Annotated in this window: 10 protein-coding genes, 2 tRNA genes and 2 pseudogenes; 6 read left to right on the top strand and 8 right to left on the bottom strand. The window is 70.9% G+C overall.

Annotated features, from left to right (window positions below):
* Positions 1-184: 184 nt before the first annotated feature.
* On the bottom strand, positions 185-1,036 hold the full coding sequence (locus JGS22_RS09370) for a ScbR family autoregulator-binding transcription factor (RefSeq protein ID WP_211041731.1): 852 nt from the start codon (positions 1,034-1,036) through the stop codon (positions 185-187).
* A 523-nt stretch (positions 1,037-1,559) separates the two neighbouring features.
* Here JGS22_RS09370 and JGS22_RS09365 point away from each other — a divergent pair.
* Positions 1,560-2,858 (top strand): IS701 family transposase, encoded by a 1,299-nt coding sequence (locus JGS22_RS09365; protein WP_211041730.1) that lies wholly within the window; start codon positions 1,560-1,562, stop codon positions 2,856-2,858.
* 866 nt (positions 2,859-3,724) lie between these two features.
* Positions 3,725-5,260: an FG-GAP-like repeat-containing protein gene (locus tag JGS22_RS09360; RefSeq protein ID WP_211041729.1), complete on the top strand. Its 1,536-nt coding sequence runs from the start codon at positions 3,725-3,727 to the stop codon at positions 5,258-5,260.
* A 55-nt stretch (positions 5,261-5,315) separates the two neighbouring features.
* Here the strand turns inward: JGS22_RS09360 and JGS22_RS09355 are convergent.
* A pseudogene (locus JGS22_RS09355) lies at positions 5,316-5,666 on the bottom strand (IS110 family transposase); the annotation flags it as partial.
* Between JGS22_RS09355 and JGS22_RS09350 the strand changes: the two are divergent.
* A pseudogene (locus JGS22_RS09350) lies at positions 5,626-5,961 on the top strand (methyltransferase, FxLD system); the annotation flags it as partial. The pseudogenes JGS22_RS09355 and JGS22_RS09350 sit on opposite strands and share 41 nt — an antisense overlap.
* A gap of 559 nt (positions 5,962-6,520) precedes the next feature.
* Here the strand turns inward: JGS22_RS09350 and JGS22_RS09345 are convergent.
* Positions 6,521-6,593 (bottom strand) — tRNA-Ala (locus tag JGS22_RS09345).
* Between the two features lie 128 nt (positions 6,594-6,721).
* Here JGS22_RS09345 and JGS22_RS09340 point away from each other — a divergent pair.
* Both JGS22_RS09340 and JGS22_RS09335 read left to right on the top strand, forming a co-directional pair.
* A complete protein-coding gene (locus tag JGS22_RS09340) occupies positions 6,722-7,270 on the top strand; it encodes a helix-turn-helix domain-containing protein (protein WP_211041728.1) in 549 nt (182 codons plus the stop codon).
* Between the two features lie 237 nt (positions 7,271-7,507).
* Entirely contained in the window at positions 7,508-8,824 is a 1,317-nt protein-coding gene (locus tag JGS22_RS09335) for a serine/threonine-protein kinase (protein ID WP_211041727.1), read from the top strand.
* 390 nt (positions 8,825-9,214) lie between these two features.
* Here the strand turns inward: JGS22_RS09335 and JGS22_RS09330 are convergent, their stop codons facing one another.
* Positions 9,215-10,612, bottom strand: coding sequence for a hypothetical protein (locus tag JGS22_RS09330; protein WP_211041726.1), 1,398 nt, complete (start codon positions 10,610-10,612; stop codon positions 9,215-9,217).
* A 726-nt stretch (positions 10,613-11,338) separates the two neighbouring features.
* On the bottom strand, positions 11,339-11,476 hold the full coding sequence (locus tag JGS22_RS09325; RefSeq protein ID WP_211041725.1) for a DLW-39 family protein: 138 nt from the start codon (positions 11,474-11,476) through the stop codon (positions 11,339-11,341).
* A gap of 330 nt (positions 11,477-11,806) precedes the next feature.
* Between JGS22_RS09325 and JGS22_RS09320 the strand changes: the two genes are divergently transcribed.
* A complete protein-coding gene (locus JGS22_RS09320) occupies positions 11,807-12,730 on the top strand; it encodes a PE-PPE domain-containing protein (protein ID WP_211041724.1) in 924 nt (307 codons plus the stop codon).
* Between the two features lie 199 nt (positions 12,731-12,929).
* Here the strand turns inward: JGS22_RS09320 and JGS22_RS09315 are convergent.
* The 3 genes from JGS22_RS09315 to gyrA form a co-directional block, all read right to left on the bottom strand.
* Positions 12,930-13,003, bottom strand: a tRNA-Ile gene (locus JGS22_RS09315).
* Positions 13,004-13,153: 150 nt separating this feature from the next.
* Positions 13,154-13,771, bottom strand: coding sequence for a DUF3566 domain-containing protein (locus JGS22_RS09310; protein WP_211041723.1), 618 nt, complete (start codon positions 13,769-13,771; stop codon positions 13,154-13,156).
* Positions 13,772-13,876: 105 nt separating this feature from the next.
* The gene (gene gyrA, locus JGS22_RS09305) at positions 13,877-16,534 is read right to left on the bottom strand and encodes a DNA gyrase subunit A (RefSeq protein WP_236073091.1); all 2,658 of its coding nucleotides are present in this window, start codon (positions 16,532-16,534) and stop codon (positions 13,877-13,879) included.
* Positions 16,535-16,540: the final 6 nt, after the last annotated feature.

The following is a 16,540-nucleotide window of genomic DNA, read 5'->3' as shown; positions in this document are numbered from 1 at the left end:
CCCCGGTGCACGCCGAACTCCGCGCACACCGGGGCCCGTTCGCCCCGACGAGCCCGGCCGATCAACCGGAAGCGACAGGCCGGACAGGCGAGACAGGCCGGCCGGGCCAGACCTGCTCGACGCAGCACAGCCCCGGCGCGGCCCGGCCCGGCGCACGCTCGGGGCCGGGCCCTGCGGCCGGCACTCAGCCCTCGAGGAGCCGTCGCCGCGCGGACCTGCCTGCCGGCGCCCGGCAACCGGGCCGCGCCGCGGAGCCCGACGCGGCGGCAGCACCGGGCCGGGCAGGGTCGGTGGGCTGAGCAGGGTCGGTGGGCTGAGCAGGATCAGAGGACAGGGCGGGAGCACCGGGCCGGGCGGGAGCGCCGGGCGCAGGCGCCTGCGTCGGGGGCGCGCCCGGCTCGCCAGGCGCACCCGCATCCGGCTGCCCGACGCCCTCCGCACTGAACTGCCACCCCTCGACGCTCGACGCGAGCGAGGGCAGCAGCATCGCCCAGAGTTCGGCGACCCGTCCACGGACCTCCGCATCCGCCTTGCGGTGCCTCGCGTGCGCGTACGACACCACCGAGATCGCCAGGGTCGCGACGGCCTGCGGCGCGTGACTGGGCAGCAGGCTGCGGTCGCTCTCGGCCTCGGCCGCCACCTCCCGGAAGGTTTCGTACCAGGTGCCGAAGAAGTGCATCGGCGAGGCGCAGTCCGTGTCGCGCTCGGCGGCCAACCGGACGCCGGCTCTCACCAGTTCGTCCCGCATCAGCTGGTCGGCGATCAGATGGGTCATGTCGACCAAGGTCTGCAGCGCGGGCCGCCCGCGGTCCCGCAGGCGTTCGAGGCTCTTCCTGGACGCCTCGCAGCCCGCCGTCTGGACGGTGTCGGCGAGTTGGGCCTTGTTGGAGAAGTGGAAGGACAACGCCCCCTTGCTGACGGACGCGCGCCGGCTGACGCCGGTGAGCGTCGTGCGCTCGTAGCCCTCTCTGTCGAACATCGCCGCGGCGGACAACACGAGTGCGGCTCTCGTCCGTTCGGCCCGCTCTTGTCTCATCACGCAGTCCTTCGGCCGCCGGTGGCCCCTCCGCGCTTCGCCCCCGCGCGTACCGACCGGCAGGCGGGCGAAGGACTGCGGGGCCTGAAAGAGATTGGTCCTTGCAAGAGTAAAAACAGCACGAGCGGTATGTCAATGAGCCGGTCACTCTCCTTACGGCCTCCCGGAAGGCGCCCCGCACCCTCCGCACGGCAGCGCAGACACGTCCCGTACGCACCACGCAGGAAACACCGCCGATCCACCCTTTCCCCCGAACACCGCGATGACCTGCGATTTCCCCCATATCCCCCGAAGCCTCCACCCTGCACCACCAACAACTCCTTCTTCTGGGCTTTACAAACATACGGGTTGGTTTGTTATCGTCGTCAACACGATGCCTGCGGTGTTGGCGCGTACAGCACAGAGCGGTGGTCGACTCACCGCCAGTGCTCCCACCCACCGCCGGAGGCGTCCCACCCCCCGCGGGAGAAGCGGCTGCGAGGGCCTTCCCAGATCCGCAGAAGACGGCACCGAGGGGGATGAAGTGAGCACGACGACGAGTCCGGTTCTCCGACATCTCACGCCAGACACTCCTGCCCACGAACTGAGCACCGTCGCCTTCGCCCCGCTGCGCCGGAGCGACCAGCGCCGGAAGGCCGCGAGCTACGTGCGCGGACTGCTGGAGGTGGAGGGGCGCAAGTCGATGCGCGGCATCGCCACTCTCGCCGGCGACAAGTCGCTGGAGCAGAGCCTCCAGCACTTCGTCAGCAGCTCCACCTGGCGCTGGTCCGAAATGCGCGCGGCCGTCGCCCAGTACCTCGACCACACCCTGCGCCCCAGCGCCTGGGTGGTGCGCCGGCTCGTGATCCCCAAGGCCGGTTCGCACTCCGTCGGTGTCGCCCGGAGGCCGCTGGTAGGGTCGGGCCGCGCGGTCAACTGCCAGGAGGCGTACGGGGTCTGGCTCGCCAACGAGCAGGTGGGCGTGCCCGTGCAGTGGGAGTTACAGCTGCCGCCCGAATGGCTCGACTGCCCCGAGCGCCGCAGCGGCGCCGGCATCCCGGACGACATCCACGCCCGTTCGCCGCTGCACATCGCCGTCGCCGCCGCTCGTGAGATGGCCGACGACTGGGCCCTGAGCCGACGCCCCGTGGTCTTCGACTGCGGCGAGGACGTCACCGCCGCGGTCGCGGCCCAACTCATCGCCTCCCGCCTCCCGTTCATCGCCAGGATCGGCGTGAACACCGAAACCCTGACCCCGGCGGACACCGCGCTCTCCGGCTACCGAAGACAGCTGGTGTCCGCACGGCAGGTCACGGACGCGGCGCGGCGGATGCGTCGCCCCGTGGAGTGGATCGATCCGGTCTCGGGCCTGCTGCGGACCAGCCTGGCCGCCAAGGTCCCGGTCTCTCTCGGCACCCCGCAGCCCGGCCGGACGAGAGGCGAGCTCCGTACCGCCGGCACAACCCAACTCACTTATCAGCCGGGTCAGTTCAGCCTCGTGGCCGAGTGGGAGAACCCGTACGGCAGGCTCTCGCACGCCTGGCTGACCGACCTCACGGACGCGCCCGTGGACACGCTGCTGCGGCTGACCAAGCTCGTCCGCAGGGTGGACCGGGACCTGGTCGACATCTCCTACCCCGTCGGCCTGCGGGACTTCGAGGGACGCACGTACGCCGGCTGGCACCGCCACACCACGCTCGCCTCCGTCGCGCACGGCCTCGTCGCACTGTCCGCCGACCGGGCCCGCCGGCAAGTCCGGCACGTCCCGCGCACCGTCGGTGCCGCCTTCCGCACTCCCGCACCCACGCCCGCCCCCGCCGCTGCCGCGATGCGCACGGGCTGAACCGGCCTCGCCGCGACGGGCACCGTCCCGGCCCCGGGCCGGGCCCGGGCCGGGCCGGGCCCGGGACTGCCGGCCTCCGGAGGCGGGGGCCGGCAGTGCGCGCCCCCGTCCGCCCGTCGAACGCGGTTCGTGCGAGCGCCCGCGCGAATTGCCGACTCCGCGCATCGGGGCTCGTACCGGTGGCCCCGAGTCGCCCGCGGGCCCGCTCGTCCCGTCCGTCCGCGCCGCGGGTGCCGCCGGGCACCCGCGGGCCCGGCAGGCGATCCGCGGCCCCGCGGACAACCGTCGCCGCCCGACGGCGAGAGGCACAGCCCACATGCGCCCCGCAGGCCCCCGCGGGCAACGCGGACCCCCGCGATCACAGCAGCCGTTCACAGAAACCGAAAGAGGTCCCCCGACCTGCTCGGACACAGGTAGGGGGACGTCTTTCGGAGTGGAGCCCAGGAGAGTCGAACCCGAAACAAGCGACGCTCCCACCTGCGGCTTTACCGAGTCTTTGCGGGAGAATCGGACTTTCCCACCCGTTTCAGTCCCGTTCCATCCTGCTCGATCCCACTGCCCCGACTCGATGTGCCCACTGATGGGCACACCCTCAAAACCTGTCGCGGCTGCAACTCTGATGCATTCCTCGCCCGAGAATCACAGGCTTTCGGCCCTCCACGTCCGGCAAACACGCAAAGAGAGTGTGAGCGCCGGTTCCGTGGGCGGCGAACGTTCGGCCTCCCCGTCGGGCCACCGGGACCTGGAAATGCTCTCGATCGATGACATCCCTCGTGCAACCCCGCTGTGCTCTCGCTCGTCTGACTTCTCGTAGTTCGCCACGTGTACACCGCTGCGCAAGGCCCAGCCGACCTGGGGGAGGACCCATGGAACAGCCACCCACATCGACCACACACGGGCGTTCGCGCCGTGCGCGGGTGCGCCGTACCGCCGCACTGAGCACCGGTGTGGCCACCGCCCTGGCCGCGGCGATCCTCGTGCCGACGTTCGCATCGGCCGGTTCGGAGGACGACTCGAAGCCGAAGGAGCCCCAAGGCCCCGCCGTGAAGGAGGACTTCAACGGTGACGGCTTCCAGGACATGGCCGTCGGCGCTCCCGGCAGTCCGAGCGAGGACTCCGGCAACGCCGGCTACGTCACCGTCTTCTACGGCACCCCCGACGGCCTCGACCGCGACAACGCCGTCACCGTCAGCCAGGCCACGGACGGCGTCCCCGGCGACCCTGCGCCCCACAACCACTTCGGCCAGAAGGTCGCCGGCGCGGACCTGGACCAGGACGGTTACACCGACCTCGCCGTCCATGTTCCCGGCGCCCGGCAGGTCATCGTGCTGTGGGGCGGCAAGACCGGCATCAACGGCAAGGGCTCCAGCGTCATCGAGGCCGACGAGGACTTCGGCTCCGTCGGCAGCCGGCTCACCGCGGGTGACTTCAACGGCGACGGCAGCCCCGACCTCCTCATGACCCGCGGCCACGAGCGCGGCACATACGGCGTTCTCCAGGGCCCGTTCACCCGTGACGGCGAATGGGCCGACGAGCAGCAGGTCCAGCTCACCACCGGCGACAGCGAGGCCACGGACATCCTGTCCGTCACCGCGGGCGACGTCACGGGCGACGGCGCGGACGACCTCGTCGTCCACCAGGTGTTCGAGGAGATGTCCCTCGAGAACCTCTTCTTCACCGGCGGCAAGGACGGTCTCACCCGTGCCGAGGACGTGTCCCTCCCGCACGCTGCCGCGGGCGCGATCGGCGACTTCGACGGTGACGGCCACGGCGACCTCGCCTACCGCGAGGTGCCCGGCAATCTCATCGAGAACCTGCCGTACGACGAAGGCACCGTGAAGGTCGTCTACGGCACCTCGGACGGCCTGGGCAACCGCGAGCAGACATTCACCCAGGGCACGCCGGGCGTACCGGGCACGCCCGAGGAGGGCGACCAGTTCGGCGCGGGCCTGAGCGCCGGGGACGTTACGGGGGACGGCGTGGACGACCTCGCCGTCGCCGTACCGTTCGAGGAAGTCAACGGGCAGGACGCGGCAGGCGGTTTCGTACTCCTCAAGGGCTCGGAGTCCAACGGCCTGTCGGGCAGCGGCGCGCAGGCCTTCCACCAGGACACCCCCGGTATCGCGGGCGTCGCCGAGGCGAACGACCTGTTCGGCGGCTCCGTACGCCTGTTGGACGTCAACGGGGACGGCAAGGCGGACATCACGGCCGGTGCGCCGGGCGAGGCCATCGGTGACGTCGCCGACACAGGCGCGATCTGGTACGTGCCCGGCGCCGCCGACGGACTGACCGCAGAGGGCAGCAACGCGGTCAACCCCGGTGAGATCGACGCCGAACTGCCCGGTGTGCGTTTCGGTACGACTCTCACCAACTCGGGTTACGCGCCCCTGCCGGCTCGTTGAGGGCTGTCCCACGATTGCGAGCGGTGACCCGAACCGGTCGAGCAGGCGAGGACGGCCGGGTGCTGATCCTGGTCGCCTCGCCGGCAAGGTCGTCGTCGAAGCCCACGACCATCTCCAGCTCGGCGATCGCCTCATCTTCGAGGGCGATCGTGCGGAGGGTATGGGGCATGGAACGGGCGGCGTCCCCGATGGCGAAAGCGTCGCGGGCGACCGCGACAGGCAGGGCTCCTGCGGAGGCCGGCTGGTCGACGACCACGAGCACGGTGCCGTGCTTCGCGGTCAACTTGCCAAGAACTTCGCGGAGTTCGGGTTCGCTGTTGGGCAGTCGCTTGTCGAAGGCTTTCTTCCCGGCCGGGGTGACGGCGAAGGTCGATGTCGTCCCGGTGACCGCCGGGGCCTGGGACATCGCCCCGCCGTGGATCGCCCAGCTCAAGCAGGGCGGTCGGCTCGTGGTGCCGCTGCGGATGCGCGGCCTGACCCGTTCGATCGCCTTCACCCGGGTCACGGGCGAGTACGGCCCCTGCCTGGAGAGCGAGTCGGCGCGGATCTGCGGCTTCGTCCCGATGCAGGGCTCCACCGCCCACCGCGAAGAACTCCTTCTGGTCAACGGAACCCCGGAGATCGGGCTGAAGTTCGATGACGGGCTGCCGGCCCTCCCGCACCGGCTGGACAACGCGGTCACCCTCCCCCGCCACGAGCTGTCGGTCCGGGGTTTCCGGTCGCGGGGGTCGAGCGGAGCGAGACGACCGGCTTCGAGGTCGTTGACCCAGCCCTGGACCATGGCGCGGACGATGCTGCCTTCGCCGTCCTCCATCGAGTAGGGGCCGAACCAGGGAACCATGCTCTCCCTGATCTCCCTCTTGTACTTGCTTCGGGTGTCACCCTGAACACCAGTGAGGCGATCGACGCAGGCCAGAGCAAAGGGCTCGAACATCGTCTCCTTGCGGCGCCGGTCTACAACGAAACCGTGGCCTCGGGTCCACCCGGGCGGCCAGTGCTCCCCGTGCGCCTTCACGAGGTCACGGAACCGCTTAGCGGAAGTGAGGTCGTCGAACGTCTCCGACTCTCGGTTGCCGCTTCGGGCTCCGGCTGCACGCCGGCGGACGACGAACGTGGGGTCTCCGCCCCTTCGCTCCTTGGTTTCGATGTAGGCCGTGGGACGACGGTAATCGACCGGATGTGCCCACCGTGTGCCCACCAGAGGAAACAAAAGAGCCCTCCTGACCTGCGTTTCCGCAGGTCAGGAGGGCGTTCCTTCTGTGGAGCCTAGGAGAGTCGAACTCCTGACATCTGCCATGCAAAGACAGCGCTCTACCAACTGAGCTAAGGCCCCGAAGCACCACAAGCGTACCTGGTCCCCGGACTGATCACCGACCGGGTATCGCCCCGCACATCCGCGCTCCGTAGGATGCGGGGAAGTTCGCTGGCGCGAAGCGGACAGGGGAGACCAGGGGAGACACCATGGACGCAACGCAGCAGGACTCGACGGCGAAGGCCAGGGAGCTCCAAAGCTCCTGGTACGGCGAGCCGCTGGGGACTCTGTTCCGGCGGCTGATCAGCGACCTGGGTCTCAACCAGGCCCGGCTCGCGACCGTGCTCGGGCTGTCCGCGCCGATGCTCTCCCAGTTGATGAGCGGCCAGCGCGCGAAGATCGGCAACCCGGCGGTCGTCCAACGGGTGCAGGCGCTCCAGGAGTTGGCCAGCGAGGTCGCCGGCGGACACCTGAGCGCGGCCGAGGCCACCAAGCGGATGGAGGAGATCCGCCGGACCGCCGGCCAGAGCGTGCTGGGCAGCACCGCCGGCGCGGCCGGCACCGGACAGCAGACCACCGTCAAGCGTGCGGTGCGCGAGATCCAGTCGCTGCTGCGCGCGATCTCCGACGCCCAGGGCATCATCGAGGCGTCCCAGCTGCTCGCCGACGACCATCCGGAGCTCGCCGAGTTCCTGAAGGTGTACGGCGCGGGGAAGACCTCCGACGCGGTCAAGCACTACGAGGCACACCAGGGTTGAGCACGGTCCGCTCGGCCGGAACGTCACGGCTGAAGCGGTTCCGGCCGGATCGTCCCCAGCAGACCGCGGAGATCCGACAGGTGTCGGTCGCCCGGCGGCGATCACCGGCCCCTGCGGCGCTCCGCAGTCCCGAGCGCGACCGGCGGCACCAACAGCGAGCGGCAGTGCCTGCTGTCGGCAGCAGTAACGAACAACCCGAGCAGATGGTCGACAGTTCGAGAGGGCGGGCACAGCAGCATGGGTGAGGTCTTCGCGGGCCGGTACGAACTGGTGGACCCGATCGGGCGCGGCGGCGCGGGCGCCGTCTGGCGCTCGTGGGACCACCGGCGAAAGCGCTACGTCGCGGCGAAGGTGCTGCAGCAGTCGGACGCGCACACGCTGCTGCGATTCGTGCGCGAACAGGCGCTGCGGATCGACCATCCGCACGTTCTGGCACCCACCAGTTGGGCCGCGGACGACGACCAGGTGCTGTTCACCATGGACCTGGTCAGCGGCGGCTCCCTCGCCCATCTCCTCGGCGACTACGGGAAGTTGCCGCCCGCGACCGTGCTGACGCTGCTGGACCAGCTGCTCGCCGGACTGTCGGCCGTGCACGCGGAGGACGTCGTCCACCGGGACATCAAACCGGCCAACATCCTGCTGGAGGCGACCGGTACGGGCCGCCCCCACCTGAGGGTCTCCGACTTCGGCATCTCGATGCGCAAGGGCGAGCCGCGGCTGACCGAGACCAATTTCATCGTCGGCACGCCCGGTTACTTCGCTCCCGAGCAACTCCTCGGTGCCGACCCGGACTTCACCGCCGACCTCTACGCGGTCGGCCTGGTCGCGCTCTACCTGCTGACCGGCGTCAAGCCGGACTCGCGCGCGCTGGTGGAGACCTACCGGCGCGAGGGCGGCGTACCGGCGGCACCCGAGTACGTGCCCGAACCGCTGTGGCACGTACTCGGCACGCTGCTCCAGCCCGACCCGGCGGCGCGGTTCAAGACCGCGCTCGGCGTGCGCAAGGCGCTCGCCGACTGCGGAGAACTGATCAAGAACCCGGCCGACGGGGGCAGTTCACCGACCGTCGAGGTCTTCGACCAGATCGGTCCGCTGCCGGCGGGCTACGGACCGGACGGCCCTCAGCCGTCCGGCGCCCGGGCCCTCCAGGACGAGCCGACCAGGACAGCGGCCGGCCCGCCACCGGGCGCGCCCCCGACCGGCGCGGGTTCCACCGGCACCGCCCGCCCCGGTGCGGCTTCGGAGACCGGCAGCTTCCGCCTCGCCCCGCCGAGTTCACCGCCTCCCGCTTCACCGCACTCCCCGCCACCGGACCCCGCCGCCGTATCGCCCGGGGCGCCGTACCCGTACCCGACGGAAGGCACGTACGGGTATCCCCCGCACGGGGGCGGCGCGGCGCCGCACCCGTCCACGGGCCAACCCCCGGGCTCACACCCGCAGTCGGCCCGGAGCGCCGCACCACGTCCCGGCCCCTCGGCGAAGGTGGCCGTACCGGTGCTGATGCTGGCGTTCGTCCTCATCGCCGTCGGCGTCTGGGCACTCACCCAGAGCTGACCCGCCGCCCCGTACGCCGGCCTGCCCCGCAACTCCGCCCGCCCGCAACCGGGTTCCGCCCGTTGCCGGCCCGTCCACAGGCCGGCTCGGCAGCGCCCGTGCCGCGTGCGCCGTACTGTCCGTACTCCTGTCGGCCGCAGCTTCGTACCGCGGTACGCCCGTACCGCCCGTCGGCCCGTACCGCCGTACCGTTCGCGGGTTCGCGGCCCTCGGCGCCCGGCCCGGAGGGAGCGCGCGTCGTACCCGCCGCCGGTGCGGCAGCTCGACTCAAGTCGGGCCGGCGGGCCCGACCGCCGGATACACACGCCCTGCGCGGCCGTACCCGGGCATACGCGGGTCCGTGGCGCATCGCCGTCCCGGGCCGGTACGGTCCCCGCACCGGCCGCCGCTCTACTGCGGCGGGCCGACCGGTCCGCCGCCGCCAACGCCCGCGCCCGCGCCCGCGCCCGCCGCGGGAGTACGCCTGCGGGCGAGCGCCGCCCACGCTCCCAGCCCCAGCACCAGCGCGACGCCGGAACCGATGCCCACGATGCCGACGACCAGCATCGCCCCGCTCCCCGCAGCCTCGTCGGCGCTCAGCCCGTCCCGCGCGGCGTCCCGGTCCTCGTCGGTGACGGCGAAACCGGCGGCCCTGGCGTCCCCGTCGTAGTCGGGCGCCTCCTCGGGCGCACCGCGGAGGTTGACCCGCAGAGTGACGGCCGCGCCGTCCTCGGGGAAGTACTGCTGGAGGTCGGCGCTCATGGTGACGGCGAGGGTGTAGAAGCCGGCGGTGCTCAGCGCCCGGCCTTCGCGGTCGTAGCGGTTGCCGTAGTCGATCGGACGCAGCCCGAGGGAGGCGGCGCTCTGGCCGCCGTCGTAGGACTCGAAGTTGTCGTGGACGACCGCGCAGCCGGCGGAGGTGTAGGCGTGCAGGGCGAAACCCTTGTACGCCGTCTCCCGGCTGCTCTCCTCGCCGGCCTTCGGGGCGTTGGGCAACTCGACCCGGGCGAAGAGCTGTTGGCCGAAGTCCACCGGCACCCGGTAGTACCGCGTCTCGCCGGGCAGCACCCGGTCGCGCCAGACGCCGGCGCCGACCGGCCGGGCGGTGCTCATGCCCGTACCGCCCCTGACCTCCTTGGCCTGCCCGCTCGGCGGCGCGGGCGGCTCACTGCTCCAACTGCCCTTGGGCGGAACGGCCGGGCGGCTGCCCTTGAGACCCGGTTCGAGTGCGTAACGGATCTCGATCGGCCAGTCGCCGGGGTCCGAGCCGGATTCGTCCGACCGCGTCACCGCGAAGAGGTACTGGTCCGCCTTCTGGCACTCGTCCGAGTCCCCACCGACGCGGCGCGAAGCGTACGCCACGACCGGGTACGGCGTCGTGTCGCCCCGGAAGGAGGCGTCGTCGGAGGAGCAGGAGGTGCCGTCGGTGCCGGCCAACTCCACTTCCAGCGAGTCGTGGTCGCCGAGCTTGATGCCCGCTGCGGGATGGGCGAGGGCGGACAGGTGCGCGGTCTGCTCGGAGTCCAGATCGACGCGGTAGTGCTTGGTCTCGCCGGGCCCGAGGGAATCCTTGTAATAGCCGGTGTCGGTCAGCTCCGGGGCGTCGGTGCTGCCCTCGGTGCCCTCGACCTCCCGGGCGTCCTCCGCGACGGTGTACGCGGCGGGCTCCGCCGCACTGCCGCCCTGCTCGTCGGCCGCACGGGCCGTGGTCGCGGGCAGCGCGACGGCCGCCGTGCACAGGGCGGCCAGCGCCGCGACCGACAGGTTGGCCCGAGGCCGACCGGTCCTTGCCCCACTTCGCGTCTTCATCCGCGCCCCTCGTTCGACTCCCCTGCCCGGCCGCTCCATCGTGCCCGGGCTCCAACTCTCCCGCCGCGCGGGGGTGTTCGCTCTCCACTGAACGGCCCTCGGGCCGTCCCAAGCCGCCGGCCGTCCGTGCGCTCGGCGGCCGGACCGCCCGCACCGCGGGGTACGACGGCACCGCGGCGCGCCCGTTACGACGCGCCCCTGTCCCCTCGCCCGGCCCGCGCCGCCAGGAACACCGACCCTCTGTTGCCATCAGCAACGTTCGCGAGCGCCGGCGCTCAACTCCCCTTCTGCACCGGGCACATGAGCACGTTCCGCCTCCGGACGCGCGCGCCTCGACACACCTCGCCCACGACGTGTACGGCTCATGCCTCTTCCCCTGGTCCGGAAAGCCTGCGGTGCACCGGCGCACGGCTCCGGGCACAGACGGGGTGCGTCGGCGTTCCGGAACTGTCACGACCGTATGAGTTTGCTCTCGCACAGCTCAAGTGGAGGACCGTCACGGTCCTGCAACACGTGGGCCCCGGCGCCGCTCGCACTCCGGCGCACACAGCTCGCGAGCCGGCCCCGCGTCGCAGGTCGCACGCCCACAGCAAGCCCCCGCCAAGCCGCACCCGCACCCCCCGCACGACGGAGCCCGCACGACAAAGCCCGCACGACAAAGCTCGCACGACGAAGCCCCGGCCTGCACAGCCGGGGCTTCACCAGACTCTGGACTGCTCAGGGGCGTCAGACACCCTGACCCGAGGACGGCACGGGGTCGGTGGCCTCCGTCCACAGGTCCTGCTCGGCCCGGTCCGCCTGGATCTGGCGGTACACGAGGAGTCCACCGATGGCGGCCAGCGCGACCAGGAGAAGCTTCTTCACGGCGCTACCTCGTCCTTCTCAAAGACGTCGAAAACCATTCTGGCGCCCGATGATACCGAACGTACGCGCTCACGACGGAGGCGTGCTCCCGGCGTATCGGGCCTGTCGGCCCCACCCTCCCGGACGGCACCACGGCGGCGACAACCAGCACCGTCCTGTGCATTTCGTGTGCGCGCTGTGCGGATCTGATGAATTGCCGCGCATCCCTCTCCCCTTCGGAGCCCCTTCACCTCGACTCTGTGAACACTGACGTTCGTGAAAAACGTGGGCCCGCCCCTCAGTCCCGCGAACGCCAACCGACCGTCACCACACGCGAGATGAGGTGCGTACGTGCGCACGAGAATCCGTAACACGGCCCTGCTTGCCGGCGCCGCCCTGATACCCGTGACCGCCCTGGCGGCGAGCACGGCCCACGCCGCCGACCCGGCCGCCGCGCCCAGGGCCTGCGTCGACACGATGCTCTTCCAGGCCGGCGGCAACGGCGACGGGGAGGGCAAGGTCTTCGACGCCAGCAACGCCAAGCTCCCGGCCGGCGTCGGCTTCACCAAGATCTCCTACTCGGCGTCGATCTGGCCGCTGCCGGGCCAGACCGTCTCCCTGGACGACTCCGTCGCCGAAGGCGTCGAGAAGATGACCAAGGAGGTCAAGGACTTCCACGCGGCCTGCCCGGGTTCGAAGATCACCATCACCGGCTACTCGCAGGGCGCCCTCGTCGCCGGCGACACTCTCAAGGTGTTCTCGGACTCCGGCGCCGTCCCGCACTCGCAGATCAACGGCGTGCTCTACGCCGACGCCCGCCGTCCCGGCGTCAACGGCGGCCCCGGCGGCGTCATGACCAACCTGCCGTCCTTCATGCCCGGCATGACCATGCGCGGCCCGCGTCCGATCGAGAACATCAACGTCAAGACCGTCTGCAACAAGAACGACGGCATCTGCCACTCCGAGAACCCGATCACCAACCTGCTCGGATTCGCCAATGGCGTCGTCGGCTACCTGATGACCGACCACCAGTACGCCATCGACCCGCACAACGAGCAGGGCACCGGCAACTTCGTCATCGACCAGCCGCCGCGCATCCCGCACGGCGCACCACTGCCGATCCCGATCCCGCCGCCCTACGAGTGGCTCAACGGCGACATGCCCGCCGCCAAGGCGAAGGTCGCCGAGATCCGCAAGCTCGTGGCCGCCGCGCTCCCGGCCGAACAGCGCGACCGCCTCAACGAGTTCCCCTGGCTCTCCGTCCCCACGGACTGAGCCGACGCACCACCCCGACCGGCCAACAGCCGCCGCACGCGCCACAACCGGCCCGTGCGGCGGCCCCACCTCCCCGGCCGACCGGCGCAGCCGCACGAAACGCGCCTGCCGCCCCGCCGGATGCCTCCCGCCGGCGGGGCCGACAGCAGGGAACACGAAAAAGGCCCCCGACGGAAATCCGTCGGGGGCCTCGCTGCTGTGGGGCTAACAGGACTTGAACCTGTGGCCTCTTCCTTATCAGGGAAGCGCTCTAACCGTCTGAGCTATAGCCCCGCGCTGCACCGAAAGATTAGCGCACATCAGCCTGTGCCCCAAATCGTTTCCCGAGCGCTCGCGGGCCGCTCCCCGACGGGTGGCGGGCGCCGGCGGCAGGAGTGCCGCCGGCGCCCGCCAACTGCGAGGATCCGTGCCGGACGAGAGGTGCTACTCGTCCTCCGCCAGCGTCAGTTCCACTCCGCCGACGAAGCCGGCCGAAAGGTTGTAGACGAAGGCGGCAAGGGTGGCGAGCGCGGTCGCGAGCACCACGTCGATCGCCGCGATCACCGAGGTGAACAGCAGCACCCTGGGCAGCGAGAGGAAGGACTCCAGATCGAAGCCGCCGCCGTCCGCGGACTCGGTCGCCTCGCCCAACGTGGCGCCGATGGAGGAGAAGACGCCCATCGCGTCGAGCACCATCCACAGCACCGAGACGGCGACGATCGTGCAGATGCCGAGGGCGATGGACAGCAGGAAGCTGACCTTCATCACCGACCACGGGTCGATCTTCGCGACGCGCAACCGCGCCTTGCGCACCCGGGGAATCGTCCGCGCGTTGGTCCGAGGGCGCCGGGCGCTGGCGTGCCCCGTGTCCTCGGCCTCGTCCTCCGCGGGGACTCCGGCCGGGCCCCGGCCGGAGTCCCGGGCCGCCCGGTCCCGTTCGCCGGAGTCCCGCGGGGGGCGGGCCTGCGGAGGCTGGGGCCCCGGGCCGCCCGGCGGGGCCGGGTAGGCCTGCGGGGGATAGTGCGGCTGTGCCTGGGGCTGAGAAGGCTGGGCACTGGTCATCGTCGCTCCCGCACGGTGGGGTAGGCGCTGTACGCCGCGCGCGTGCGGACGAGCGCGGCCGGGCACACGACCCGGACCGCCTCATCCACAGTCCCGCTCACGACGTCAGTCCTCGCTGCCGGTGTTCTCGCTGCTCTCCGAGGTCCCGCCGCGCTGCTCGTCGGCCTCCGCGTCGGACGGCCGCTGCTCCGCGGCAGCCTCCACGGCCGCTTCGACGACGGCCTCGACTTCCTCGGCCTCGCGACCCTCCTCGGCGTTGCGGGCGACACCGACGACGGCGTCCCGCTTGCCCAGGTTGATCAGCGAGACGCCCATGGTGTCACGACCGGTCTCCCTGACACCGCTGACTTGCGTGCGGATCACTCCGCCGCTCAGCGTGATCGCGAGGATCTCGTCCGTCTCCTCCACCACGAGCGCGCCCACGAGTTCGCCGCGGTCCTCCACGATCTTCGCCGCCTTGATGCCGAGGCCGCCGCGGCCCTGCACCCGGTACTCGTCGACCGGGGTGCGCTTGGCGTAGCCGCCGTCGGTGGCGGTGAAGACGAAGGTGTTCGCCCGTACGACGTTCATGGACAGCAGCTCGTCGCCCTCGCGGAAGCTCATGCCCTTCACGCCCGAGGTCGCCCGGCCCATCGGCCGCAGGCTGTCGTCGGAGGCGGTGAAACGGATCGACTGGGCCTTCTTGCTGACCAGCAGCAGGTCGTCCTCGGCGGACACCGGCTCGGCGCCGATGAGTTCGTCGTCGCGGCCGTCCGCCATCTGCCGGAGGTTGATCGCGATGACGCCGCCGGAACGGGGCGAGTCGTAGTCCTTGAGCGGCGTCTTCTTCACCAGGCCGGACTTGGTGGCCAGCACCAGGTACGGCACGGCCTCGTAGTCGCGGATGGCCAGGATCTGGGCGATCTGCTCGTCCGGCTGGAAGGCGAGCAGATTGGCCACGTGCTGGCCGCGCGCCTCCCGCCCGGCGTCCGGCAGTTCGTACGCCTTGGCGCGGTAGACCCGGCCCTTGTTGGTGAAGAAGAGCAGCCAGTGGTGCGTGGTGGAGACGAAGAAGTGGTCGACGATGTCGTCCTCCTTCAGCTTCGTCCCGCGAACGCCCTTGCCGCCGCGCTTCTGCGCCCGGTAGTCGTCGGTCTTGGTGCGCTTGACGTAGCCGCCACGCGTGATGGTGACGACGATGTCCTCCTCGGCGATCAGGTCCTCGATGGACATGTCACCCTCGAAGGGCACCAGCTTGGTGCGCCGGTCGTCGCCGAACTTGTCGACCAGCTCCGTCAGTTCCTTGCTGATGATGCTGCGCTGGAGCTCGGGCGAGGCGAGGATCGCGTTGTACTCGTTGATCTTCGCCTGGAGGTCGTCGTGCTCCGCGGTGATCTTCTGCCGCTCCAGGGCGGCCAGTCGGCGCAGCTGCATCTCCAGGATCGCGTTCGCCTGGATCTCGTCGATCTCCAGCAGGCCCATCAGGCCGCTGCGCGCCACATCGACCGTGTCGCTGCGCCGGATCAGCGCGATGACCTCGTCGATGGCGTCCAGCGCCTTGAGCAGACCGCGCAGGATGTGGGCCCGCTCCTCGGCCTTGCGCAGCCGGAAGCGGGTCCTGCGGACGATGACGTCGATCTGGTGCGCGACCCACTGGCGGATGAAGGCGTCGACCGACAGGGTCCGCGGCACTCCGTCGACCAGGGCCAGCATGTTGGCGCCGAAGTTGGTCTGGAGATCGGTGTGCTTGTACAGGTTGTTCAGCACGACCTTGGCGACCGCGTCCCGCTTGAGGACGATCACCAGCCGCTGACCGGTGCGCGAGCTCGTCTCGTCCCGTACGTCGGCGATACCGGCGACCCGGCCGTCCTTGACCAGGTCGGCGATCTTCAGCGCGAGGTTGTCCGGGTTGACCTGGTAGGGCAGCTCGGTGACGACCAGGCACTGGCGCCCCTGGATCTCCTCCACCTCGATGACGGCCCGCATGGTGATCGAGCCGCGCCCGGTGCGGTACGCCTCCTCGATGCCGCGGTGGCCGACGACCAGCGCGCCGGTGGGGAAGTCCGGGCCCTTGATCCGCTGGAGCAGCGCGTCGAGCAGCTCCTCGCCGGTGGCCTCCGGGTTCTCCAGGAACCACTGGGCGCCGGCGGCGACTTCGCGCAGATTGTGCGGCGGGATGTTGGTGGCCATGCCGACCGCGATACCGGCCGAGCCGTTCACCAGGAGGTTCGGGAAGCGGGACGGCAGAACCGTCGGCTCCTGGTTGCGCCCGTCGTAGTTGTCCTGGAAGTCGACGGTCTCCTCGTCGATGTCCCGGAGCATCTCCATGGCGAGCGGCGCCATCTTGCACTCGGTGTAACGCATCGCGGCGGCCGGGTCGTTGCCCGGCGAGCCGAAGTTGCCGTTGGAGTCGACCAGCGGCATCCGCATCGACCAGTGCTGGGCGAGGCGTACGAGCGCGTCGTAGATCGAGGTGTCGCCGTGCGGGTGGTACGTGCCCATGACGTCGCCGACGACGCGGGCGCACTTGTAGAAGCCCTTCTCGGGCCGGTACCCGCCGTCGTACATCGCGTACAGCACACGGCGGTGCACGGGCTTGAGCCCGTCCCGCACGTCCGGCAGCGCACGCGAGACGATGACGCTCATCGCGTAGTCGAGGTACGAGCGCTGCATCTCCGATTCGAGCGTGACGGGCTCGATGCGCTGGGTCGGCTCCTCGGCGGTCACCGCGGGGCCGGGCTGCTCCGCCGGGGGCGGGGTGCCTGGGGTGTTCTCGTCGGCCATTGCTGT

The organism is Streptomyces tardus (genome assembly GCF_018101125.2).
GTDB classification, from domain to species: Bacteria; Actinomycetota; Actinomycetes; order Streptomycetales; family Streptomycetaceae; genus Streptomyces; species Streptomyces tardus.
This window is presented reverse-complemented; position numbering and strand designations above follow the sequence as displayed.